Annotated in this window: 18 protein-coding genes; 9 read left to right on the top strand and 9 right to left on the bottom strand. The window is 68.5% G+C overall.

What is annotated here, in order from left to right; genetic code table 11:
- Positions 1-81: 81 nt before the first annotated feature.
- Complete coding sequence (locus tag OP79_RS33460; protein WP_033325543.1) at positions 82-1,590, top strand: MFS transporter; 1,509 nt, start codon at positions 82-84, stop codon at positions 1,588-1,590.
- A 181-nt stretch (positions 1,591-1,771) separates the two neighbouring features.
- Here OP79_RS33460 and OP79_RS33455 read toward each other — a convergent pair whose 3' ends face one another.
- Positions 1,772-2,650, bottom strand: coding sequence for a phosphatase PAP2 family protein (locus tag OP79_RS33455; protein WP_033325542.1), 879 nt, complete (start codon positions 2,648-2,650; stop codon positions 1,772-1,774).
- A 108-nt stretch (positions 2,651-2,758) separates the two neighbouring features.
- A complete protein-coding gene (locus tag OP79_RS33450) occupies positions 2,759-3,793 on the bottom strand; it encodes a LacI family DNA-binding transcriptional regulator (protein ID WP_281193283.1) in 1,035 nt (344 codons plus the stop codon).
- Between the two features lie 379 nt (positions 3,794-4,172).
- Here OP79_RS33450 and OP79_RS33445 point away from each other — a divergent pair, with 379 nt between their 5' ends.
- The 4 genes from OP79_RS33445 to OP79_RS33430 all read left to right on the top strand — a co-directional run bounded on the left by OP79_RS33445 (position 4,173) and on the right by OP79_RS33430 (position 9,442).
- Entirely contained in the window at positions 4,173-5,447 is a 1,275-nt protein-coding gene (locus tag OP79_RS33445; protein ID WP_033325540.1) for an extracellular solute-binding protein, read from the top strand.
- 97 nt (positions 5,448-5,544) lie between these two features.
- Positions 5,545-6,549 carry a carbohydrate ABC transporter permease gene (locus tag OP79_RS33440; protein ID WP_033325539.1) on the top strand — a complete coding sequence of 335 codons (1,005 nt, stop codon included), beginning with the start codon at positions 5,545-5,547 and terminating at the stop codon, positions 6,547-6,549.
- Between the two features lie 13 nt (positions 6,550-6,562).
- Entirely contained in the window at positions 6,563-7,471 is a 909-nt protein-coding gene (locus OP79_RS33435; protein ID WP_033325538.1) for a sugar ABC transporter permease, read from the top strand.
- Between the two features lie 276 nt (positions 7,472-7,747).
- A complete protein-coding gene (locus OP79_RS33430; RefSeq protein WP_033325622.1) occupies positions 7,748-9,442 on the top strand; it encodes a glycoside hydrolase family 13 protein in 1,695 nt (564 codons plus the stop codon).
- Positions 9,443-9,548: 106 nt separating this feature from the next.
- Here the strand turns inward: OP79_RS33430 and OP79_RS33425 are convergent, their stop codons facing one another.
- Both OP79_RS33425 and OP79_RS33420 read right to left on the bottom strand, forming a co-directional pair.
- Positions 9,549-10,487: a MerR family transcriptional regulator gene (locus OP79_RS33425; RefSeq protein ID WP_033325536.1), complete on the bottom strand. Its 939-nt coding sequence runs from the start codon at positions 10,485-10,487 to the stop codon at positions 9,549-9,551.
- Positions 10,488-10,586: 99 nt separating this feature from the next.
- Entirely contained in the window at positions 10,587-11,465 is an 879-nt protein-coding gene (locus OP79_RS33420; protein WP_033325535.1) for an NAD(P)-dependent oxidoreductase, read from the bottom strand.
- 140 nt (positions 11,466-11,605) lie between these two features.
- Between OP79_RS33420 and OP79_RS33415 the strand changes: the two genes are divergently transcribed.
- Positions 11,606-11,980, top strand: a complete 375-nt coding sequence (locus OP79_RS33415; protein WP_033325533.1) for a winged helix-turn-helix transcriptional regulator — start codon at positions 11,606-11,608, stop codon at positions 11,978-11,980.
- A 165-nt stretch (positions 11,981-12,145) separates the two neighbouring features.
- Here OP79_RS33415 and OP79_RS33410 read toward each other — a convergent pair whose 3' ends face one another.
- Complete coding sequence (locus tag OP79_RS33410; protein ID WP_033325531.1) at positions 12,146-13,225, bottom strand: CU044_5270 family protein; 1,080 nt, start codon at positions 13,223-13,225, stop codon at positions 12,146-12,148.
- Positions 13,222-13,902, bottom strand: coding sequence for an RNA polymerase sigma factor (locus OP79_RS33405; protein ID WP_078492164.1), 681 nt, complete (start codon positions 13,900-13,902; stop codon positions 13,222-13,224). The genes OP79_RS33410 and OP79_RS33405 overlap by 4 nt, the downstream gene beginning before the upstream one ends.
- 204 nt (positions 13,903-14,106) lie before the next feature.
- Between OP79_RS33405 and OP79_RS56505 the strand changes: the two genes are divergently transcribed.
- Positions 14,107-15,156, top strand: a complete 1,050-nt coding sequence (locus OP79_RS56505; protein WP_157857397.1) for a hypothetical protein — start codon at positions 14,107-14,109, stop codon at positions 15,154-15,156.
- Between the two features lie 163 nt (positions 15,157-15,319).
- Here OP79_RS56505 and OP79_RS33395 read toward each other — a convergent pair whose 3' ends face one another.
- A complete protein-coding gene (locus OP79_RS33395) occupies positions 15,320-16,033 on the bottom strand; it encodes a hypothetical protein (protein ID WP_033325529.1) in 714 nt (237 codons plus the stop codon).
- Between the two features lie 332 nt (positions 16,034-16,365).
- Between OP79_RS33395 and OP79_RS33390 the strand changes: the two genes are divergently transcribed.
- Entirely contained in the window at positions 16,366-17,748 is a 1,383-nt protein-coding gene (locus OP79_RS33390; protein ID WP_033325528.1) for an alpha-amylase, read from the top strand.
- Positions 17,749-17,843: 95 nt separating this feature from the next.
- Here OP79_RS33390 and OP79_RS33385 read toward each other — a convergent pair whose 3' ends face one another.
- Together OP79_RS33385 and OP79_RS33380 are read right to left on the bottom strand one after the other, a co-directional pair.
- A complete protein-coding gene (locus tag OP79_RS33385) occupies positions 17,844-18,386 on the bottom strand; it encodes a TetR/AcrR family transcriptional regulator (RefSeq protein WP_033325526.1) in 543 nt (180 codons plus the stop codon).
- A 13-nt stretch (positions 18,387-18,399) separates the two neighbouring features.
- Entirely contained in the window at positions 18,400-18,981 is a 582-nt protein-coding gene (locus OP79_RS33380) for a sugar O-acetyltransferase (protein WP_033325522.1), read from the bottom strand.
- Between the two features lie 191 nt (positions 18,982-19,172).
- Between OP79_RS33380 and pulA the strand changes: the two genes are divergently transcribed.
- Positions 19,173-24,509: a pullulanase-type alpha-1,6-glucosidase gene (pulA, locus tag OP79_RS33375; protein WP_033325520.1), complete on the top strand. Its 5,337-nt coding sequence runs from the start codon at positions 19,173-19,175 to the stop codon at positions 24,507-24,509.
- Positions 24,510-24,522: the final 13 nt, after the last annotated feature.

The raw sequence follows: 24,522 nt of genomic DNA, 5'->3' as shown, positions 1-24,522 counted from the left end.
CGAGCTCCAACGACGCAGCCGTCCCACCCCGCACCACCGAACGTTCCCTCTCTTTGTCCCACTTCTTCTGGAGTTCTCGTCATGTCCCAAACCTCCGCGGACACGGCCGGCACGGCCACCGTGTCCACCCTCCCGTCCGCCGACACACCGCCACCCCATCGCTGGTGGATCCTCGCCGTCATCGGCGTGGCCCAGCTCATGGTCGTGCTTGACGCGACGATCGTGAACATCGCCCTGCCCTCCGCGCAGAAGGACCTGGGCTTCTCCGACGGAGACCGGCAGTGGGTCGTCACCGCCTACGCCCTAGCCTTCGGCAGCCTGCTCCTGCTCGGCGGTCGTATAGGCGACCTGTTCGGCCGCAAGATGACCTTCCTGGTCGGCCTGGTCGGCTTCGCCGGCGCCTCCGCCCTCGGCGGCGCCGCGACCAGCTTCGAGATGCTCATCGTCGCGCGGGCCGGGCAGGGCGTGTTCGGCGCGCTGCTCGCCCCGGCCGCGCTGGCCCTGCTGACCACGACGTTCACCGACGCCAAGGAACGCGCCAGGGCCTTCGGCGTCTACGGTGCCATCGCCGGCGCCGGCGGCGCCATCGGCTTGCTCCTCGGCGGCCTGCTCACCGAGTACGCCGACTGGCGCTGGACCCTCTACGTCAACCTCGTCTTCGCCGTCGTAGCCTTCGTCGGCGGCATCCTCCTGCTCCAGCGCACCACCCGCGACAAGACCTCCACCATCGACATCCCCGGCGCCCTCCTCGTCGGCGGCGGCCTGTTCAGCCTGGTCTACGGCTTCTCCAACGCCGAGAGCCACGACTGGAGCTCCCCGCAGACCTGGGGCTTCCTGCTCGCCGGAGCAGTCCTGCTCGCCGCGTTCACCTGGTGGCAGACCCGCTCCAGCCACCCCCTGCTCCCCCTGCGGGTTCTGCTCGACCGCAACCGCGGCGCCTCCTTCATCTCCGTACTGATCAGCGGCGCCGGCATGTTCGGTGTCTTCCTCTTCCTCACCTACTACCTGCAGCAGAGCCTGGGCTACACCCCCGTCGAGACCGGGCTCGCCTTCCTGCCCATGACCGCCGCGCTCATGATCGGCGCCACCCTCGCCACCAGCGTGCTGACCCCCCGCCTCGGCCCCAAGCCGGTGGTACCGCTCGGCATGGGGCTGGCCGCCGCCGGCATGGTCTGGCTGACCGGCCTCGACCTCCACAGCAGCTACACCACCGGCGTCCTGCCGCCGATCCTGGTGGCGGGACTCGGCCTCGGCCTGGTGATCGCCCCGGCCATGAGCCTGGCCGTCGCCGGCGTGGACGCCGAACACTCCGGTGTCGCCTCCGCCACCGTCAACGCCATGCAGCAGGTCGGTGGCTCGATCGGCACGGCCCTGCTCAACACCCTCGCCACCAGCGCCGCCGCCGACTACCTCGTCGGCAAGGACCCCAGAGACCCCGCCGTCCAGGCCCAGGCCGGCCTGGAGGCCTACTCCACCGCCTACTGGTGGTCGGCCGTCTTCTTCGCCGTCGGCCTGGTCGCCAGCGTGCTCCTCTACCGACGCGGTGTCCCCGCCGAGGACCCCGACGCGGCGCCCGTCGTCCACATGTGAGCCGCAGCAGGGAGTTCTCTCGACGAGTCCTCGACGGCACTCGGCCTCCAGAACTCTCATGCCATGCACCCCGGGTGCCATGCTCCGCCCTCGTCGCCAGCACTGGCGGCGAGGGCGGAGCACTGTTCGAAGCTGCCGTCCTGCCCACTGTCCAGGCCGCACAACCCCCGGCTCCTGCCCCTCAGGCTCTGGTCGGCAGTAGCCGACGCTCCTGCCTGCGAGGCGGCGCCGGTACCAGTCGCGGCAGCGCGTACGGCAATGACCCGTACCAGACCCACGCCACCGCGAAGCCGAACGCCAGGCACAGCAGGCCGCCCACCGCGTCCAGCCAGAAGTGGTTGGCCGTGGCGACGATGACCACCAGCGTGGCCGTGGGGTACAGGAGGCCGAGGACCCGGACCCAGGGGACGGAGGCGAGGGCGAAGATCGTCAGGCCGCACCAGACGGACCAGCCGATGTGCATGGAGGGCATCGCGGCGTACTGGTTCGACATGTTCTTCAGGTCGCCGGAGGCCATGGAGCCCCAGGTCTGGTGGACGACGACCGTGTCGATGAAGTCGTTGCCGTTCATCAGGCGGGGCGGCGCGAGCGGATACAGGTAGTAGCCGACGAGGGCGACACCCGTGGTCGCGAACAGCACCATGCGGGTCGCCGCGTAGCGGCCGGGGTGGCTACGGAAAAGCCATACCAGGACACCGAGCGTGACGATGAAGTGCAGTGTCGCGTAGTAGTAGTTCATGCCGACGATCAGCCAAGTCACCGAGTTCACGGCGTGGTTGACGCTCTCCTCGACGGCGATCCCGAGGTGGTGCTCCGCCTTCCAGATCCAGTCGGCGTTGCGCAGCGCCTGAGCCTTCTGCTCCGGAACGGCGTTGCGGATGAGCGAGTACGTCCAGTAACTCACCGCGATCAGCAGGATCTCGAACCAGAGCCGGGGGCGACGAGGCCTACGCAACCGGCGCAGGAAATCCTGGCCCGCGCGGCCCTCGACCTCGTCCGCGACGGGCGCCGGACCGGCCTGCTGAAGGCCTTCCGTAGCCGTCACCGTCGTCTCACCCATAGGGGAAGAGTCTGCCAGAGAATCCGTCTCCCACCGATCATCCGCCGGTCGGATCCTGGCCGCACGTTCTACGCCTCAGGGACCTGTCCACGCGGCGCTTTCTGCTGCTTAGGGACGACTGCGATCCCCAGGGGACGAAGCGGTCGAACCCCGTACCACCAGCTCCGGCATGAACACGAACTCGCTGTGGGGAGCCGGTGTTCCGCCGATCTCCTCCAGCAGCGTCCGCACGGCCGCCTGGCCCATGGCAGGCACCGGCTTGCGGATCGTCGTGAGCGGCGGGTCGGTGAACGCCACGAGCGGGGAGTCGTCGAAGCCGACCACCGAGACGTCCCGCGGAACCTCCAGGCCACGCTGGCGCGCCGCACGGATCGCACCGAGCGCCATCATGTCGCTCGCGCAGACGACGGCCGTGCACCCGCGGTCGACCAGAGCGGTGGCCGCGGCCTGGCCGCCCTCCAGGGTGTAGAGCGAGTGCTGCACCAGGCGCTGCTCGACGTCGTCCGCACTCAGGCCCAGCAGGTCCTGCATCGTACGCACGAAGCCCTCGATCTTCCGCTGTACGGGCACGAACCGCTTCGGGCCAAGGGCGAGCCCGATGTTCGTATGCCCCAGCGAGACGAGATGGGTGACGGCGAGGGTCATCGCCGCGCGGTCGTCCGGCGAGATGAACGGGGCCTGGACCTTCGGCGAGAAACCGTCGACGAGCACGAAGGGGACGCCCTGTCCGCGCAGCTTCTCGTAGCGCTGCATGTCCGCGGAGGTGTCGGCGTGCAGGCCCGAGACGAAGATGATCCCGGCGACGCTCCGGTCGACGAGCATCTCCGTCAGCTCGTCCTCGGTGGAGCCGCCCGGAGTCTGGGTCGCGAGCACCGGGGTGTAGCCCTGCCGGGTCAGGGCCTGGCCGATGACCTGGGCGAGCGCGGGGAATATCGGGTTCTCCAGCTCCGGCGTGATCAGGCCGACCAGTCCCTCGCTGCGCTGCCGCAGGCGTACCGGGCGTTCGTAGCCGAGGACGTCCAGTGCGGCGAGTACGGACTGGCGGGTGGTGGCGGCGACGCCCGGTTTCCCGTTCAGGACGCGGCTGACGGTCGCTTCGCTCACCCCCGCCTGGGCTGCGATGTCGGCAAGCCGTGTGGTCACAGGGGTGGACTGTACCGGCCGGGTGTCGCCCTGCCCACCGATCCGGCGTGGTGGGCGGCCTGCCGGCCGGCCCGGTCCGGGCTGCTGGGTCATCGCGCTCCCTCATGGAAGTGGTGGCAAGAGCTTGCAGAGTCTTGCATAAGCAGTCCTGGCTGCTCTACGCCCGTGAGTAAGCGTCTCACGACGGTCGCTCCAGGGTCACGCCTGGATAACTTCGAAGATCTCTTGCGGTTTTTTGCTGCAAGGACTTTCGCAACTCTTGCAGCGCTGTTACGTTCAGCGTCGCCCGGCGGCGGCAGCGACGCAGTCCGCAGGTCGGCAGCGAGCGGCGGACGGGGCCGCTCTCCGGCCAACGGGCTTTCACCCTCAAGGAGAACTCATGCGGCGTGGCATAGCGGCCACCGCGCTGGTGGCGTCCCTCGCCCTCACGGCGACGGCCTGCGGCGGCAGTGACAGCGGCAGCGACGAGTCGGACGGCCCTGTCACCATCACCTGGTGGGACACCTCCAACGCCACCAATGAGGCACCCACGTACCAGGCCCTGGTCAAGGAGTTCGAGAAGGCCAACCCTGACATCAAGGTCGACTACGTCAACGTGCCCTTCGACCAGGCGCAGAACAAGTTCGACACCGCCGCCGGAGCCAAGGGCGCCCCGGACGTCCTGCGCTCCGAGGTCGGCTGGACCCCCGCCTTCGCCAAGAAGAGCTTCTTCCTGCCGCTGGACGGCACCGAGGCCCTCGCGGACCAGGACAAGTTCCAGTCCAGCCTGATCGAGCAGGCCAAGTACGACGGCAAGACGTACGGCGTCCCCCTGGTCACCGACACGCTCGCGCTGGTCTACAACAAGGACCTCTTCAAGCAGGCCGGCATCAGCAAGCCGCCCGCCACCTGGGACGACCTGAAGAAGGCCGCCGCCACCATCAAGGACAAGACCGGCGTCGACGGCTACTGGGGCTCCACCCAGGCCTACTACGCGCAGTCCTTCCTCTACGGCGAGGGCGCCGACACGGTCGACGCCGACGCCAAGAAGATCACCGTGAAGTCGCCGGCCGCGGTCAAGGGCTACGAGACCTGGGAGAGCCTCTTCGACGGCAAGGGCCTGCACAAGGCCGACACCACCGCCGACGCGTACGCCCATATCCAGGAGGCGTTCGTCAGCGGCAAGGTCGCCTCGATCATCCAGGGCCCCTGGGAGATCACGAACTTCTACAAGGGCTCGGCCTTCAAGGACAAGGCCAACCTCGGCATCGCCACCGTCCCGGCCGGCTCCACCGGCAAGGCGGGCGCCCCGACCGGCGGCCACAACCTCTCCGTGTACGCCGGCTCGGACAAGGCGCACCAGGAGGCCTCGCTGAAGTTCCTGAAGTTCATGACCTCGGCGAAGTCCCAGGAGACGATCGCCCTCAAGAACTCCACGCTGCCGACCCGCGACGACGCCTACACCGCCGAGGTCAAGGCCGACCCGGGCATCGCCGGCTACCAGGCCGTGCTCCCCGCCGCCCAGCCGCGCCCGGCGCTGCCCGAGTACAGCTCGCTGTGGACCCCGCTCGACACCGAGCTCAACGAGGTCGCCGGCGGCAAGAAGTCCCTCGACGAGGGCCTGAGCAGCGCTCAGACCGCGATCGAGAAGCTGGTCCCGAACTTCAGCAAGTGACTCCGGGTGGCCGCCGGGTCCCCCTGAACTCGGGGGAGGGACCCGGCGGCCACCGGCCTGCGTGCCCTGCCCCTGATCTCCCAAAGGTGTCGAAACCATGACAGTCGCCATCGACCGCGCGACCGGCAAGCGCCGCGGTGAGCGAGCGCCGCGCCCCGGGCCACTGAGGCGCCTCAGGCACAGCTTCCAGAAGTACTGGTACGCGTACGCCATGATCACGCCCGTGGTCATCGTGCTCGGTGTCCTCGTGCTCTACCCCCTGGGGTACGGCCTCTACCTGTCGCTCACCGACGCCACCAGCGACAACACGGCCCGCACGATCGGCGTCAACGAGATCGAAGCCACCTACAAGTTCATCGGCCTCGACAACTACGCCGACCTCCTGTGGGGCGAGACCGCCTACGACCGCTTCTGGTCGCACTTCATCTGGACGATCGTCTGGACGGCCGCCTGCGTCGCCCTGCACTACTCCATCGGCCTCGGCCTCGCGCTGCTGCTCAACCAGAAGATGCGCGGACGGACGCTCTACCGGCTCATCCTGGTCCTGCCGTGGGCCGTGCCCACCTTCGTCACCGTCTTCGGCTGGCGCTTCATGCTCGCCGACAGCGGCGTCATCAACTCGGCCCTCGACGCGCTCCACCTGCCGACGCCGCTGTGGCTGGAGGACACCTTCTGGCAGCGGTTCGCCGCGATCATGGTCAACACCTGGTGCGGGGTGCCGTTCATGATGGTCTCGCTGCTCGGCGGACTGCAGTCGATCGACTCGTCGCTGTACGAGGCCGCCGAGATGGACGGCGCCAGCGCCTGGCAGCGGTTCCGGTACGTCACCCTGCCGGGCCTGAGGTCCGTCAGCTCCACCGTCGTACTCCTCGGCGTCATCTGGACCTTCAACCAGTTCGCCATCATCTTCCTGCTGTTCGGCAACACCGCCCCCGACGTCGACATCCTCGTGACCTGGGCGTACCACCTGGGCTTCGGCCAGCAGCCACGCGACTACGCACAGTCGGCGGCGTACGGCATCCTGCTCCTCTCCATCCTGATCGTCTTCACCTCCGGCTACCGCCGCTGGCTGAACCGCAACGATCCGCAGCTCGCGATCTGAGGCAGGAGTCCCCATGAGCACCTCGACCCTTCCGACCATCTCCGCGGCGGATCAGACCCCGGACGCGGTCCGGCCGCGCAAGGCCCGCCGCCGCGGTGAACGCGGCCCCGGCGCCTCCCTCGCCACGCACGGCATCCTGATCGTCGCGAGCCTGATCGCGCTCTTCCCGATCGCCTGGCTGTTCTTCCTGTCCCTCGGCCCGGACAAGGACGACTACCTTCACCCCGGGCGCATCTTCGGGAAGATGACCTTCGACAACTACCTCTTCGTGCTCCAGGAGACGAAGTTCTTCGACTGGCTGACGAGCACGCTCGTCGTCTCACTCGGTACGACACTCATCGGCGTGCTGGTCGCGGCGACGACCGGTTACGCGGTCTCGCGGATGCGCTTCCCGGGCTACAGGAAGTTCATGTGGGTGCTGCTGGTCACCCAGATGTTCCCGATCGCCGTACTGATCGTGCCCATGTACCAGATTCTGTCGGAACTCCAGCTGATCGACAGCTACCTTGGCCTGGTCCTCGTCTACTGCTCGACGGCCGTGCCGTACTGCGCCTGGCTGCTCAAGGGCTACTTCGACACGATCCCGTTCGAGATCGACGAGGCGGGGCGCGTCGACGGGCTGAACCCCTTCGGCACGTTCGCGCGGCTGATCCTGCCGCTGGCCAAACCGGGCCTGGCGGTCGCCGCGTTCTACAGCTTCATCACCGCGTTCGGCGAGGTCGCCTTCGCCTCGACGTTCATGCTGTCCGACACGAAGTACACCTTCGCCGTCGGTCTGCAGAGCTTCATCAGCGAGCATGACGCACAGCGCCACTACATGGCCGCGACAGCCGTGCTGATCGCCGTGCCGGTCTCCGCGTTCTTCTACCTTGTGCAGAAGAACCTGGTGACCGGGCTCACCGCGGGCGGCACAAAGGGGTGACACTCCGCTGCCGCTGGGGGTGCCGCGATAGGCCGTCGTTTGGCTGCGGCGCCGTCGTGGCTGGTCGCGCAGTTCCCCGCGCCCCTGCGGGGCGCTGCCGTACGCCTCACAGCCGTACCCCGGCAAGCCTCGAGATTTCCGTAAAACGCCGAAAACCTGCAAGCGCCACAATTCCCTAGAACCGTGAATCCATGGACCCGCCGATCCGTAGCCCCAACGACAGACCTTCGTGAACCGAACTCCGTGAACCAACCCCAGTCACGCATCAAGGACGCCATGAGCCAGCACTCCACCGACCCGGCCCCGGCCCCCGCTTCGACGTCGGCTCTCGCCACCGTCGCCAGACACCGCGACTGGTGGCGGGACGCGGTAATCTACCAGGTCTATCCGCGCAGCTTCGCCGACAGCAACGGCGACGGCATGGGCGACCTGGAGGGCGTACGTTCCCGACTCCCGTATCTGCGAGACCTCGGCGTCGACGCCGTGTGGCTCAGCCCCTTCTACGCCTCGCCGCAGGCCGACGCCGGCTACGACGTCGCGGACTACCGGGCCGTCGACCCCATGTTCGGCAATCTGCTCGACGCGGACGCGCTGATCCGCGACGCCCACGGGCTGGGCCTGAGGATCATCGTCGACCTGGTGCCCAACCACTCCTCCGACCAGCACGAGTGGTTCAAGCGGGCGCTCGCCGAAGGGCCGGGCTCCCCGCTGCGGGACCGCTACCATTTCCGCCCCGGCAAGGGTGCGAGCGGTGAACTCCCGCCCAATGACTGGGAGTCCATCTTCGGCGGACCCGCCTGGACCCGGGTCACCGAGCCGGACGGCACGCCCGGCGAGTGGTACCTGCACCTCTTCGCGCCCGAGCAGCCCGACTTCAACTGGGACCATCCGGCCGTCGGCGACGAGTTCCGCTCGATCCTGCGGTTCTGGCTCGACATGGGCGTCGACGGCTTCCGTATCGACGTCGCCCACGGACTGGTGAAGGCCGAGGGGCTGCCGGACCTGGGCATGCGCGAGCAGGTGAAGCTGCTGAGCAACGATGTCATGCCGTTCTTCGACCAGGACGGCGTGCACGCCATCTACCGGCAGTGGCGCACGGTCCTCGACGAGTACGCGGGCGCCCGCATCTTCGTCGCCGAGGCGTGGACGCCGACCATCGAGCGCACGGCCAACTACGTACGCTCCGACGAGCTGCACCAGGCTTTCAACTTCCAGTATCTGAGCACCCATTGGGACGCGGCCGAGCTGCGCGTGTGCATCGACCGCACCCTCGACGCGATGCGCCCGGTGGGCGCCCCCGCCACCTGGGTGCTGTCCAACCACGACGTGACCCGGCACACGACCCGGTTCGCCAACCCGGCCGGCCTCGGCACCCAGATCCGTACCGCCGGAGACCGCGAACTCGGCCTGCGCCGGGCGCGGGCGGCGACCCTGCTGATGCTGGCGCTGCCCGGATCGGCGTACATCTACCAGGGTGAGGAACTGGGCCTGCCGGATGTCGTCGACCTGGCGGACGAGGTGCGCCAGGACCCCGCGTACTTCCGGGGCGAGGGCCAGGACGGCTTCCGCGACGGCTGCCGGGTGCCGATCCCGTGGACGCGTACGGGCTCGTCGTACGGCTTCGGCGCCGGCGGCAGTTGGCTGCCGCAGCCCGCCGAATGGGCCGAGCTGAGCATCGAGGCGCAGACCGGGGCCGAGGGCTCCACACTGGAGCTGTACCGCTCCGCGCTCGCCGTACGGCGCGAGCAGCCCGACCTCGGCGCCGGCGACCGCGTCGAGTGGCTGCAGGCGCCCGAGGGCGTCCTCGCCTTTCGCCGCGGGGAGTTCGCCTGCACGGCGAACACCGGGAGCGACGCGGTGACCGTCCCGGCGTACGGCCGAGTCCTGCTCGCCAGCGGCGAGGTGACCGTCACGGACGGGGGCGAGGCGAAGGTGCCGGGGGACACGACGGTTTGGTGGACGACGGGCTGACGGTCCGCCGCCCGTCAAGGACTGTTCTCGCAGGCGCTTGCGGTTGACGCTCAGGGCCCGCTGCCCGGTTCGGGGCGGCGGGCCCTGCTGACGTCGGGGTTGCGGGCTACTGCTTGAGACCTGCGCGCAGGGCCTCGATGAACCAGGCGAACACCGGTGCCAGGCTCGGCGGGACGGGCCATCCGTTGATGACGGACAGGAGGTGTACGTAGCGTTCCGCACGCGGGTCGTTGGCGATCTCCAGGCGTGTCAGCAGCCAGCGGCGCAGGTCGGTGTCGTCGGTGCGGCCGAAGACCTGGGCGTAGCGGGCGGTGAGGCCGTCGATGACGGGGGCGGCCTCGGGGGAGTCGGGGGCGATGCCGACGGTGAGGGCATGGCCGACGTGGTCGCGGACGGTTTCGGTGAGGTCGTGGTGCAGACCGGTGGTGTCGCCCTGGGCGCGTTCGGCTGCCTGGTGCTCGGCCATCCGGCGCACGGCGGTGCGGAAGTCCGGGTCCTGGGTGAGTCCGGCGAGTTCCACCCAGGCGTCGACCTGTTCGGGTTCGGGATCGTCCGGCAGGTCGGGCGTGGCCGAGCGCATCATCTCGACGAAGTCCGGGTTGGCGTCCAGGTCGCCGAAGGTGTCGTCGATGAAGTCGTGGACGAGGCGTCGGCGTTCGTCGTCGGAGAGTTTGGCGAGCTTGTGCATGAGATCCATTTCCTCGGGGGTGGAGCCCCGCTTGGCTACTGCCCGGAGCACCGCGCGACGTAGTCGCAGGGTTCGGATCTGCACGTCCAGAGCGTCGGCGTGCGCCGCCGCGACCTCGGGCACCGAGATCTCCCGGTCCAGCACCTGCCGGATGACGGCAAGATCGAGTCCCAGGTCACGCAGTGTCCGCACCAGGTCCAGACGCGCGAGCGCGTGGATGTCGTAGAGCCGGTAGCCGGCCGGGCTGCGGTCGGTCGACGGCACGAGTCCGGTGTCGGAGTAGAACCGAATGGTCTTCACCGTCAGCCCGGTCCGCCGGGCCAACGCCCCGATCGTGTAAAGCGTGTCGCCGTCCATGACCCCACCCTTGTGCCTCCCCTTACTGGAGACTCAAGCCCATCCTCCCGTTGCTCGCCCAGGTGTCACCGTGCACCTGGGCATGGTCTGTGCGGGCTGTCAGCCGGGTTGCCGGATGCTCTCGAAGATCCGGGCGAAGCCTTCTTCTCCGTGGCCCGCGTCGATCTGGCGCTGGATGAGCCGCTGGACCGTGGCCACCACCTCGGTGCTGATGCCCTGTTCGGAACTGGCGGCCAGGATGTCGCCGAGGTCGGAGAAGTCGAGGCTCTGTTGCCCGTCGACGGTGTAGTCCCCGCCGTCGATGACTGCGGCGAACCCCTGGAAGGCGCCCGTCATGGCGGTCAGCCAGGGTGCTGCCATGGCGGCGAACTCGCCCGCTGTCACGCCGGCCGGCGCGACCATGGCGGCGCCGTGCATGAATCCGGCGAACATGACGTACATGCCCGAGAGCAGGGCGAGGTCGTACAGGGACGCCAGCCCGGCATCCTCACCGAAGTAGGTACTGGATCCCCAGAGGTCGAGCAGCGGCTTGTGCTGATGGAACACCTCGGCCGACCCGCTGTAGAGGACAGATGCCCCCGGCCGGCCGATCATCTGCGGTACGGCCATGATGCCGCCGTCCAGGTACGCGACCCCGGCACGGGCGGCCCAGGCGGCCAACTCCCGGGACTGGGCCGGGGATGTCGTGGTGACGTTGATCAGGGTTCGCCCGGCCAGATCGTCGGAGAGCGGATCGAGCACTTCACGGACCGAGGCGTGGTCCAGCAGACATGCGATCACCAGCCGGCCGGCACGGACCGCGTCGCCGGACGTGGTGGCGGCCTTGGCGCCCAGTGCGACGAGGCCGTCCGCTTTGCCGGGTGAGCGGTTCCAGACCGTTGTCGTGTACCCGGCCTTCACCACCGCCTCTGCGAGGACGCTCCCCATCGCGCCCAGCCCGAGAACGCTCACCTGAACGTCGTTGTTGTTCGTTGTCACTTCGCGGTTCCCCTCGTGGTCTGCGGCTCGTCGGCTCCCGGCTCTTCGGCTCGATCCTCTCCGCCGCCGCTAGAGTTGACCAGTACGGACTAATTAGTCAGGTACTCACCTTTTGGTAAGTGTTTCTGGGGAGGAGCGGGATGGCAGCGCCAGTACGACGAGGTCCCTACTTCTGCGGCATCGACGCGGCGATGGACGTGGTCGCCGGCAAGTGGAAGTCGCTGATCCTCTGGGAGTTGCACCACCACGGGACCCGGCGGTTCGCCGAACTGCGCCGTGGCCTGCCGGGCGTCAGCGAGAAGATGCTGGTTCAGCATCTGCGGGAGATGGAAGAGGACGGGCTCGTGCATCGTGAGGTGTACCGCGAGGTGCCGCCGAAGGTCGAGTACTCCCTGACAGAGCACGGCATCTCCCTCAATGCTGCCCTGGCCCCGCTGGGGAGTTGGGGCACCGAACGCATGCGGCGGATCGGGGCCGACAAGGTCTCGGTCGATGGCGACGCGGCGGTTCGGTGACAGGAGCGAGGCCCTGATCGCCGGTCCACCGCGCTCGCAGGGCTCTTCTCCCGCCTCAGAGCCTGCCACCCGTGCCGGGTGGCAGGCCCCCCTGTGTTGTTGCCGTTTGAGTGTCGCGGCAGGGCATCGAGGATCGAAGGTGGTGCCCCGGCCGGGCCGCAGGCGTTACTTCGTGGTGGAGCCGGGGCGTTGGCGGTAGTCGTCGACGATGGCTCGCTTCAGGATGGCGGTCTCCCCCAGGACCGTGCCCTTCTTGCCCATCTGGCCGTCCTTCGTCAGGTAGCTGCGTTCGCCGAGGTAGGTGAGGGTGTCACGGTCGAAGATCCACTCGGTGGCCCACGACATCCGCTTGTCGACGCGGATGATGCCGACCCCGTGCCGGCCCGCCGGATCCACCGCGTCCTCGACCCGCTCGACCCCGGGGATCTTCGCCGCGGCTCCGTACAGCGCGGCGGCGGTCCGCGGGGGCATGACCGACGTGTTCAGCAGTTCGCCGATCTTGTCGAAGACGGCCTGTGCCTTCTCCTCGCCCTTCACCGACTTCGTCAGGCGGTAGAGCTCGTCGAGCAGTTCATCCGGGTCGGTGGGCAGGGACGCCAGCCACTGGTACGTGGGGCGGTCGACGCCCGCCGGGGTGCCGGGCGAACCCGGCGGCAGCAGCTCCCTGAGCGGGACGTAGTCACCGTTCTCGTAGAACTCGGCCAGTTTCCTCACCGGGCCCGGCTCCTGCGACCACCACGCCTCCCGCTCGCTCAGCTGCCCCGGCTCGCACGAGCCGTCCTCCTGGCACTCCGCTCCGGCGCCCAGGCTCCTGACGTAGACCAGCTGGTCGTCGCGTACGGGCGTGGTCTCCGTCTTCGCGGCGACCTCGGCGATGCGGTCGAGCAGGACCACGGCGCTGTCGCCGCCGGACTCTTCGACGCCGTAGCCGGAATCCATGGTGGTGACGAGGCCGACGGTCAGCGCCCCGGCCAGCGCCAGGGCCGCGGCGGGCATCCACAGCGCCGGGCGCGGCAGCCGGAGGCGGGGCTGCCTCGTCTGTGGGGTATCTCCGGAGGCCTGGCCGGAGGACGTACGGCTGTGGTCGTCATCGATGAGCTGCATCAAACGGTCCTTGTGGTGGGAGTGGCGACCAGAAGAGAGGTCCCGTTCGGGTGGGGGCGGGAGCAGACGGGTCAGCTCCTCGCGCGCCTCTTCCTCACGCTCGGCCCGGATGGGCCTCGGCCCGGAGCCGGCGGCGTTCATCGGGATCCCTCCTGAATCTCCTGGAACGGAACGGCCGTCAACGCGGCCTCACCAGATAGCTCTCCGCGACGGCGCAGCGGTTCCGTATTGTTTGCGCGGGTTTCCTTGGTTCCTCGGTTTTCCGGCTTTTCTTCCCGCAGCTGCTGATCGGTCAGTTTCCACAGCCTTGCCCGCGCCCTGGACAGCCGTGAGCGCACGGTTCCCACGGGGACGCCCAGGGCATCGGCCGCCTGTGCGTAGTCCAGGCCTGACCACACGCACAGCGCCAGCACCTCCCGCTCCCCGCGCCGCAGACGGTCGTACACCTGCCGTACGGCGGCCAGCCGGCGGGCGTCGTCGAGGCGGCCGGCGGTCTCGTCGGCGAAGTCCGCCACCGGGTCCGGTGCGGGGCGGCGGGCCAGGAAGGCCAGACGGCGGCCGAGGCCCCGGTTGGCGTTGCGGGACTTGTTCGTCGCCATGCCCAGCAGCCAGGGCTTCACCGTGCCGCCTTCCGGCTCCAGTTGCTCCCGGGTGCGCCAGGCATCGAGGAAGGTGTCCGCCATCACCTCCTCGGCGGTCGACCAGTCGCCGGTCAGCCGGAAGGCATGGTTGTAGACGGTGCGCGCGTACTCCTCGTAGATCTCCGCGAAGGCCTCGCGGTCACCCGCCCGTATCCGCGCGCGCAAGCGGTCACTCATGTCCTATGCACCTCATACACCTCACACTCGTGACTCTCCGCCGGGTGCGGGTGGTTCCGGTGACCTGCGCCACAGACACTCAGGGCTACCCGTGCACCTTCGGCCAGGTGACTCACCCGGACCAGACCCTCGAACCGGAACCGCGCACGGCGCCCTGAGCGACTTCAACAGTGCACTTCAACAGTGCATCGAACGGTCTGAGACATGGGGGACGCGCAGGTGAGTGAGGCCGTGTACGCGGAGCAGTCCTGGAATCCGCTGGCCAGGACGGTCGAACTGACCGAGGGCGGGCTGAAGGTGGGGAGCAGGACGACCCCGCTGGCCGAGTTGCACGTGGCGGCCATGGCGGACGCGTATCTGCGGGGGCAGTGGCTCGGCGGCGGTGGCTCCGAGCGGCCGTTCGCGCATTTCCCCTCCGGCACCGGGATCGTGCCGGTCACGCGTATCACCGGGTCCACGAAGCCGGTGAAGGCGCGCCGGGCCGCCGAATTCGCCCAGATCCTTGGGGACATGGCGGTACGTCATGCCGGTGGTCCGGCGGCGGTCAGCGCGCTCGCCGACCGGGCGCGGGCGGAGGATGTGCCCCTGTGGATCGCGCGGCGGATCGCCGACGGTCCGGGTGGGCCGGTCGTGGTGGCGGTGGACCGGCGGTCCGTGTGCGTCGACGTCTGGTCGCCGTCGGCCCCCGTGGTACGGATCCGGGCACCGCACGGAGTGTCGGACGACCGGAGGAACCCCGGCCGGGGGCTGGTGCTGACGGTGGGCGAGGCGCCCGCCACGCTGACCGTCATCTCCGCCATGCGGAAGTCGAAGCGTTCCGTGGCCGTCGGACTCCCGCAGCGCCGCTGGGAGCTGACACGCGAGAACGCGCGGTCCTCCCGTCTGACCTGCAACGACCGTCCCGTGGCCCTCCTCACCCGCCCTCTGCCCGGCGCGGTCATGCCGGGCACGGTGCTTCTTCCTCTCGCGGACGTATGGCACGACAGCCCCGACCCGCTGGATGCCGTCATGGCCCACACCTTCGCGGTCGCCTTCGGCCTCGGCGACACGACGGGCACGGTCCGCTTCCGCGCCAGCCGGGTCGAGCCCACGGCCGAGCTCGTCTGGGACCAGCCCTGGTTCACAAACCTGGGCTCCGGCAGCGACGACAACGGCTCCGGCGGCGGGTCCGGAGACGGCTGGGACGCGGGCAGCGGGGGCGACGGCGGCGGTGGGGGCGGCGACGGTGGTGGCGGTGGAGGCGGCGGGGACTGACCACGCGGGGCCATGGCGGCCGGCGCCGGAGTCAGGTATGTGTCCGTGAGAATGTGACAGTTCAAGGCCAAGTGTCACATTCTCACGGACACATACTTGCGGACCCGGCGCCGCTCTTCTGCCCGCCCGACCCGCCCGACCCGCCCGGCAGTCGGTCAACTGGTCAGCCGTGCAGCCAGATCCGCAGCGGACCGACCGGCTCGAAGCCATGGCGTACGGCGACCGCCAGGTCATCGCCGTGCTCATAGCCCACCACCGGCAGGGTGGGGAACAGCCGCCGCACAGCGTTCAGTACGACCGGCCAGGCCGCATCAGGGCCGCCATCCAGCGCGAAGACGTTGGAGATTCCGACCACCCGGTCGCTGCGGGTCGCCACCGCTCCAGCGACCACCCGGCCGTCGGCTGAGTGCCCGGCGAGTACGAACGTGGCGGGGTCAGCGAGCAGTTCGGGCCGGAAGAGGTCCGCATGCCCGCCCCCGTCGTCCCAGGCGAGCGCCCATGCGCGCAGCGTGTCCGGGTCGCCCGCCAAGTCCCAGACGAGATCCGGCGAGGTGGCGGACGGCGCACCCGCCGGGCGGTGGATCCACTGCGCCTCGAACAACACCTGGAAGCCGGCCTCGCTCAGGTCGAGGTCGGCGAAGCTGTCCTTGACGGAGGCGCCGGGCGCGGTGGTGTCGATCCGGGCCACCAGCGCGGCCGGATCGGCGCCCGACACCAGCGTCACCGCGTCGGGGTAGTACAGCGGCGTGCGGACCTGGGCGGCCCATGCCTCAGCCTCGAACTCGCCCGCCAAGCCGTGCGACCGGCTCATTGCCGCGCACCACTCGGCGTTGTTGCGCGCGGCGACCTGGACCAGGAACTGCTGAGGCGTCGTCACGAGTGCGGATCATGGCCCGTCCGGCCCCGGCTGGTCGAACCGTTTTCCGCTGCCCGCAGGACGGACATCCGGTCCGCAAGAGATTCCGGCTGCTTTCCAGGGACTTGCCGCCAACCCGGGTGGCAAGCCTCTGGTTGTCGTCGCACATGCCGGAGCAGGTCAACCACCCTGAACGGGAAGGGATTTCGCATGGGTGGCAAACCCATGTCCAGAGGGTTGACCCTTGAACAGCGACCTCATACCGTCAGCTCCGCTGAAATATTTCAGCTCCCTTGCAGCAAGAACCTTCAACGCCACATCTCATGGCGCCTTCAAAGAAGAAGGACCCCCACATGGCAAACAGGCCCCTTTCCGGCACCCTCGCCCTCGTCGCGGCCACGTCGGCGCTGCTCGCCGCCCCCGCGAGCACCGCATCCGCATCCCCACCCGGCACCAAAGACGTCACCGCCGTCCTCTTCGAGTGGAACTTCGACTCGGTCGCCAAGGAGTGCACCAGCACACTCGGCCCGGCTGGGTACGGCTACGTCCAGGTCTCCCCGCCCGCCGAGCACATCCAGGGCGCCCAGTGGTGGACCTCGTACCAGCCGGTCAGCTACGCCATCGCCGGGCGGCTCGGCAACACCGCCGACTTCACGGACATGGTCACCGCCTGCCACAACGCGGGCGTGAAGGTCGTCGTCGACACCGTCATCAACCACATGTCGGCGGGCAGCGGCACCGGCACCGGCGGCTCCTCGTACAGCAAGTACGACTACCCGGGCCTGTACTCGGCGAACGACCTCAACGACTGCACCTCGACCATCAACGACTACACCGACCGCGCCAACGTCCAGAACTGCGAGCTCGTCGAACTCGCCGACCTGGACACCGGCGAGGAGTACGTCCGCTCTGCCATCGCCGGCTACATGAACAAGCTGCTGGGTCACGGCGTCGACGGCTTCCGCATCGACGCGGCCAAGCACATCCCGGCGGGCGACCTCGCCGCCATCAGGTCGCGGCTGAGCGATCCGGACGCGTACTGGAAGCAGGAGGTCATCCACGGCTCCGGTGAGGCCGTCCAGCCCACCGAGTACACGGGCAACGGGGACGTCCAGGAGTTCCGGTACGCGTACGACCTCAAGCGGGTCTTCAACAACGAGAACCTCGCCTATCTCAAGAACTACGGCGAGGGCTGGGGCTATATGAGCAGTGGCGTCGCCGGTGTCTTCGTCGACAACCACGACACCGAGCGCAACGGCTCCACGCTCAGTTACAAGGACAACGCCAACTACACCCTGGCGAACGTCTTCATGCTGGCGTATCCCTACGGCGCGCCCGACATCAACTCCGGCTACGAGTTCTCGTCCACGGATGCGGGTCCGCCCAACGGCGGTACAGTCAACGCCTGTTGGCAGGACGGCTGGAAGTGCCAGCACGCCTGGCCGGAGATCAAGTCGATGGTCGCCTTCCGTAACGCGACCCGCGGTGAGGCCGTCAGCAACTGGTGGGACAACGGGGGCGACGCGATCGCCTTCGGGCGCGGCAGCAAGGGCTATGTCGCCATCAATCACGAGTCGAGCTCACTGAGTCGCACGTATCAGACGTCGCTCCCGGCGGGCACGTACTGCGACGTGCAGAGCAACACGACCGTAATGGTGAACAGTTCGGGGCAGTTCACTGCGACCCTCGGCTCCAACACGGCGCTGGCGATCCATGCGGGCAAGTCCAGCTGCTGAACAGCAAGTTGAGGGACGGCCAGCGCCGGCCGCCCCTCCCGGGCCCGTGGGGTGCGGTGTCAGGGCCGCTCCCCACGGGCTGCTGGGGGTGCCGCCTACGGGGCAGTGATGCGGTCGACGGCCCGTCGCGTCAGTGCTCGGTCGTGGGGCGAGCCGGCCAGGGCACGGTGCAGGGTCAGGCCCTCGATCAGCGCGTCCAGTTGGCGGGCTGTGTCCGCGTCGAAATGCTGTTCCAGCAGGTGGCGGCTGCGGTTCATCCACTCCTGGGTCAGCTGACGGTATTCCGGCCGGCGGGCGGCAAGGGTGTAGAGCTCGTGGGCGAGGACGAGATCGCGGCGAGGTCCCTCGGAGAGCGTGTGGATGAGGTCGGTGACGGCTTCCCTGGCCTGCTCGGGGCTGTCTGCTCGGCTGAGGTGTTGCTCGAAGACGGCCACGATCTGGTCGGCGAAGCGTGTGAAGGCCTGGCGCAGCAGGTCGTCGATGCCGGTGAAGTGGTAGGTCATCGACCCGAGGGGCACCTGCGCCCGGGTCGCGATCTTGCGGTGGGAGACGCCGGCGACTCCCTCGTCGGTGATCAGGTCGAGGGTGGCGGCGAGGATCCGTTCGCGCCGCTGAGGGTCGGTGTGTCCGGTGGCCATGAGGGATGTGCGGTCAGAAGTTGCGGACAGGACGGGCGGGGTTGCCGACGGCGACGACGTTGGCGGGTATGTCCCTGGTGACGACTGCGCCGGCGCCGATGACGGCGTTGTCGCCGATGGTCACTCCTGGGCACACGATGACTCCGCCACCGAGCCATACGTTGTCACCGATGGTGATGGGGCGCGCTGCTTCGAGCTTGTCGCGCCGGGGTTCCGGCTCCACCGGGTGGGTGGGAGTCAGGAGTTGGACATTCGGGCCGATCTGGCAGTCCTCGCCGATGGTGATCTGTGCGACGTCCAGAGCGGTCAGGTTGTAGTTGACGAAGGTGCGGGCCCCGATGGTGATGTTGCTGCCGTAATCGACGTACAGCGGCGGCCGTACGTCGGCGCCCTCGCCCACCGACGCGAGCAGGCCGGCCAGGAGGGGCCTCGCGCCGTCGGCGTCCTCGATGTAGGCGTCCTGGTAGTGGGCGGCCAGTTGCATCGCGCGCTGCTGTCGCCGTGCGATCTCCGGGTCGTCAGCGATGTAGGGGTCGCCCGCGAGCATGCGTTCCAGGTTCGTGCGCGGGTCGTCAGCGAAGTAGTCCGTCGGCATGCGTACGACCGTACCCTCTGGAAGGTACGGACGTACACTCCGCTCTTGAAATTTCTTGCTCCGACTTTCAAGGCTCTTGCTGTAAGGCTTTCGTCAGCGATACGGTCGCGCCGGCGCCCGGCGACGGAGCCGTGCCGCGGCGCAGGGGTCGGAACCCGCAATCAAGCCGTACTCGCAAGGAGTTCACGCCTGTGATACCGAGATGGCCGGCGCCACGCACGCGCCGTACCGCCCAGGTGAGACGGGTCGCTGCCGTCGCCGTGGCCGCGCTCGCCGCAGCGCTCGTTCAGCCCCTCACCGCCCGGGCCGACACCCCGCCCTCGCCGCCGTCCGACGCGAAGCTCGCCGCCGAGCCCGCCCGCCACGACGCCACCCGGGAGCAGTTCTACTTCGTCCTGCCGGACCGTTTCGCCAATGGCGACACGAGCAACGACAGAGGCGGACTTACCGGTTCACGCCTCGCCACCGGCTACGACCCCACCGACAAGGGCTTCTACCAGGGCGGCGACCTCAAGGGCCTGACCCAGAAGCTCGACTACATCAAGGGCCTGGGCACCACCGCCATCTGGATGGCGCCGATCTTCAAGAACCAGCCCGTGCAGGGCACCGGCACCGATGCCTCCGCCGGCTACCACGGGTACTGGGTCACCGACTTCACCCAGGTCGACCCGCACTTCGGCACCAACAAGGACCTGGAGACCCTCATCTCCAAGGCGCACACCAAGGGCATGAAGGTCTTCTTCGACGTCATCACCAACCACACCGCCGATGTCGTCGACTATGAGGAGAAGTCGTACGACTACCTCTCCAAGGACGCCTTCCCGTACCTCACCGAGGACGGCGAGCCCTTCGACGACGCCGACTACGCGGACGGGAAGGCCGAGTTTCCCTCCGTCGATGCCGGCTCCTTCCCGCGTACGCCCGTTGTGGCCGACGCGAAGAAGAACGTCAAGGTCCCGTCATGGCTCAACGACCCCACCATGTACCACAACCGCGGTGACTCGACCTTCGCCGGCGAGAGCTCCACATACGGAGACTTCTCCGGCCTCGACGATCTGTGGACCGAGCGCCCCGAGGTCGTCAGCGGGATGGAGAGGATCTACCAGCGGTGGGTGCGGGACTTCGACATCGACGGCTTCCGGATCGACACCGTGAAGCACGTCAACACGGAGTTCTGGACCCAGTGGGCCACCGCGCTGGACGCTTATGCCGCCAAGCAAGGGCGGGACGACTTCTTCATGTTCGGCGAGGTGTACTCGTCGGACACGTCCATCACCTCGCCGTACGTCACCGAAGGCCGCCTCGATTCCACGCTGGACTTCCCCTTCCAGGACACGGCACGCGCGTACGCCTCGCAAGGTGGCAGCGCGAAGCGGCTGGCCTCGGTCTTCGGGGACGACTACAAGTACACGACGGACAAGGCCAACGCGTACGAGCAGGTCACGTTCCTCGGTAACCACGACATGGGGCGCATCGGGACCTTCCTGGAGCAGGACAACCCCGGGGCGTCCGACGTCGAGCTGCTGAAGAAGGACCGGTTCGCGAACGAGCTGATGTTCCTCAGCCGTGGTAACCCCGTCGTCTACTACGGCGACGAGCAGGGCTTCACCGGCGCCGGCGGCGACAAGGACGCCCGGCAGACGCTGTTCGGCTCCAAGGTCGCGGACTACCTGGACGACGACCAGCTGGGCACGGACCGTACGCACGCGCAGGACGCATACGACACGAGTGCACCGCTCTACAAGCAGATCACCGCTCTCGCAAAGCTTCGCAAGGCCAACCCGGCACTCGCGGACGGAGTGCAGACGGAGCGGTACGCCGCCGATGGCGCCGGGGTGTACGCCTTCTCCCGTACGGACGCGAAGACCGGCATCGAATACGTGGTCGCAGTGAACAACGCGGAGGAGGCGAGGACGGCGACCTTCGCGACGGGATCGGCGAGCATGAAGTTCCGTGGGATCTACGGGACTTCGGATGCACTCACCAGCGATGCCGACAAGAAGGTCACGGTCACCGTCCCGGCCGGTTCCTCGGTCGTCCTCAAGGCGGCGGGTCGGCTCGACGCACCCGCCTCCAAGCCGGACATCACGCTGAAGGCTCCTCCAGCGGGCGCCACCGGCACCGTGGAAGTCTCGGCGGACGTCGACGGCGGCGCGCTCAACCGCGCCGTCTTCGCCGCCCAGACCGGAAACGGCAGGTGGCAGGTGCTCGGCTCCGCCGATCACGCCCCCTACAAGGTCACCCACACGATCAAGGCGAGCGCCGGAACTCCCGTACGTTACAAGGCCGTTGTCGTCGACTCGGCGGGCCGTATCGCGAGCGACCTCGCCTCGACCACGGCGGGCGAGCCTCCGGAGGCGGAGGATCCGAGCGCCGTCGAGCGCGAGTACGCCGTCGTGCACTATCAGCGGGCCGACGGCGACTACGACGGCTGGCAGCTCAAGTCGGGTGACAGCGTGGCGGACTTCACCGGCCGCGACGCCTACGGCGCGTTCGCCTGGCTGAAGGTCCCCGAGGGCGCCGACGCCCTCTCGTACACCGTCGTCAAGGGCGACGGCGCCACGGACGGACCGCGGCGCACCGTCCCGCTCGCCGACACCGGCGAGGTGTGGATCGAGCAGGGGGAGGACGGGCAGGCGACGACGGCACCGGACGGTGCGTACCCGCCGCAGGACAAGACCAAGGCCGTACTCCACTACCACCGCGCCGACGGCGACTACGACGGATGGGGTCTGCACACCTGGACCGGAGCCGCGAACCCCACGGACTGGTCGAAGCCCCTGGAGCCGGTGAAGACTGACGCGTATGGCGCGGTCTTCGAGGTGCCGCTCGCAGCGGGTGCCGGCAGTCTCAGCTACATCATTCACAAGGGCGACGAGAAGGATCTGCCCGCCGATCAGTCGTTGGACCTCAAGGCCAACGGCCACGAGGTGTGGCTGTTGAGCGGCCAGGAGAAGTACCTGCTGCCGCAGCCCGTCGCCACCGGGCCCGACTACACCAAGGCCGAGGCGGTCTGGCTCGACGCGGACACGGTTGCCTGGAACGGCGTCAAGTCGGCCGCTTCCACACAGTTGCTGTACTCCCGTGACGGCGACCTCTCCGACGCCCGCATGCTGCGGCTGCGGGGGAGCGAGCTCACCGAGGCGCAGAAGGAGAAGTTCCCGCACCTGGCGAAGCACACCGCCTGGTCGATCGACCCACGCGACCGCGACCGGGTCCGTGAGGCGCTGCGCGGACGCGTCGTCGCAACCCAACGGGCCGCCGGCGGCGCCGTGGTGGCCGGAACGGGGGCGCAACTCGCGGGCGTACTCGACGATCTGTACGACGCGACGGACGCGGACCTCGGTCCGGTGTTCCGCAAGGGGAAGCCCATGCTCTCCGTCTGGGCGCCCACGGCCCAGGACGTGGCACTGGAGATCGGCGAGAAGGTCGTGCCGATGAAGCGGGACGGCGACACCGGCGTCTGGTCGGTCTCCGGCCTCAAGTCCTGGAAGAACAAGCCCTATCGGTACGTCGTGAAGGTCTGGGCGCCGACTGTCCAGAAGGTCGTCACCAACAAGGTCACCGACCCCTACTCTCTCGCCCTGACCACCGACTCCGAACGCAGCCTCGTCGTCGACCTCGCCGACAACTCCCTTGCCCCCAGCGGTTGGTCGGGTCTGAGGAAGCCGAAGGCCGTCCCGCTGAAGGACGCCCGGATCCAGGAGCTGCACATCCGGGACTTCTCCGTCGAGGACAGGACGGCGAAGCACCCCGGCACCTACCTGGCCTTCACCGACAAGGACAGTGACGGCTCCCGGCACCTCAAAAAGCTTGCGGAGTCCGGGACTTCGTACGTCCATCTCCTGCCCGCCTTCGACATCGCCACGATCCCGGAGAAGAAGTCCGACCAGGCGAGTCCCGGCTGCGACCTCGCCTCGTACCCGGCCGACTCCGACAAGCAGCAGGAGTGCGTGGCCAAGAGCGCCGCGAAGGACGCGTACAACTGGGGTTACGACCCGTACCACTTCACGGTGCCGGAGGGCTCGTACGCCACTGATCCCGAGGGTACGGACCGTACGGTCGAGTTCCGGCAGATGGTCAAGTCCCTGAACGAGGACGGGCTTCGGGTCGTCATGGACGTGGTCTACAACCACACTACCGCCAGCGGTCAGACCGACACCTCCGTGCTCGACAAGATCGTGCCCGGTTACTACCAGCGGCTGCTCGCCGACGGCTCTGTGGCCAACTCGACCTGCTGTGCGAATACGGCTCCAGAGACCTCCATGATGGGGAAACTGGTCGTGGACTCCGTGGTCACCTGGGCCCGGGAGTACAAGGTCGACGGCTTTCGCTTCGACCTGATGGGACACCATCCCAAGGCCAACATCCTCGCCGTACGCAAGGCACTCGACGCGCTCACCCTCGAGAAGGACGGCGTCGACGGCAAGGAGATCATCCTCTACGGCGAGGGCTGGAACTTCGGAGAAGTCGCCGACGACGCCCGCTTTGTGCAGGCCACGCAGAAGAACATGGCCGGCACCGGCATCGCGACCTTCTCCGACCGCGCGCGTGACGCGGTGCGCGGCGGCGGCCCGTTCGACGAGGACCCCGGCGTCCAGGGCTTCGCGTCCGGGCTGTACACCGACCCCAACTCCTCGGGCGGCAAGGGCACTTCGGACGAGCAGAAGGCTCGCCTGCTGCACTACCAGGACCTGATCAAGGTGGGGCTCTCAGGCAACCTCGCCGACTACAGCTTCACCGACTCCGGCGGCAAGCAGGTCAAGGGCTCCGAGGTCGACTACAACGGGGCGCCCGCCGGATACGCGGACGCGCCGGGCGACGCCCTCGCCTACGTGGACGCGCACGACAACGAGTCGCTGTTCGACGCGCTCGCCTTCAAGCTGCCCAAGGGCACGTCGGCGAGCGACCGGGCGCGTATGCAGGTCCTCGCCATGGCCACCGCCACGCTCTCGCAGGGCCCGGCACTGTCCCAGGCGGGCACCGACCTGCTGCGTTCCAAGTCCCTGGACCGCAACTCGTACGACAGCGGCGACTGGTTCAACGCGATCCACTGGGACTGCCAGGACGGCAACGGCTTCGGCCGCGGCCTGCCAATGGCCGCCGACAACCAGTCCAAGTGGCCATACGCCAAGCCTCTGTTGAGCTCCATCGAGGTGGGCTGCCCGCAGATCGAGGGCGCCTCGGCCGCGTACCGGGATGTGCTGAAGATCCGTACGAGCGAGACCGTCTTCGGGCTCGCTACCGCAGAGCAGGTGCAGTCGGAGCTGGCCTTCCCGCTGTCCGGCAAGGACGAGACGCCCGGTGTGATCACGATGCGGCTCGGCGATCTGGTCGTCGTCTTCAACGCGACGCCCGATCGGCAGACGCAGCGGGTCGCGGCGCTCGCGGGGCAGGCGTACGCGCTGCATCCGGTGCAGGCCGCGGGCGCGGATCCGGTCGTCAGGGGCTCGTCGTACGAGACGGAGTCGGGCACCTTCGCTGTTCCCGGACGCAGCGTCGCGGTCTTCTCGCAGGCCACAGGCTAGGCTGACCGCAAGA

Origin of the sequence: Streptomyces yerevanensis (genome assembly GCF_000716805.1) — a bacterium.
GTDB lineage: Bacteria > Actinomycetota > Actinomycetes > Streptomycetales > Streptomycetaceae > Streptomyces > Streptomyces flaveus.
Note: the sequence above shows the minus strand (reverse complement) of the source record. Positions and strands in the feature narration are given on the sequence as shown.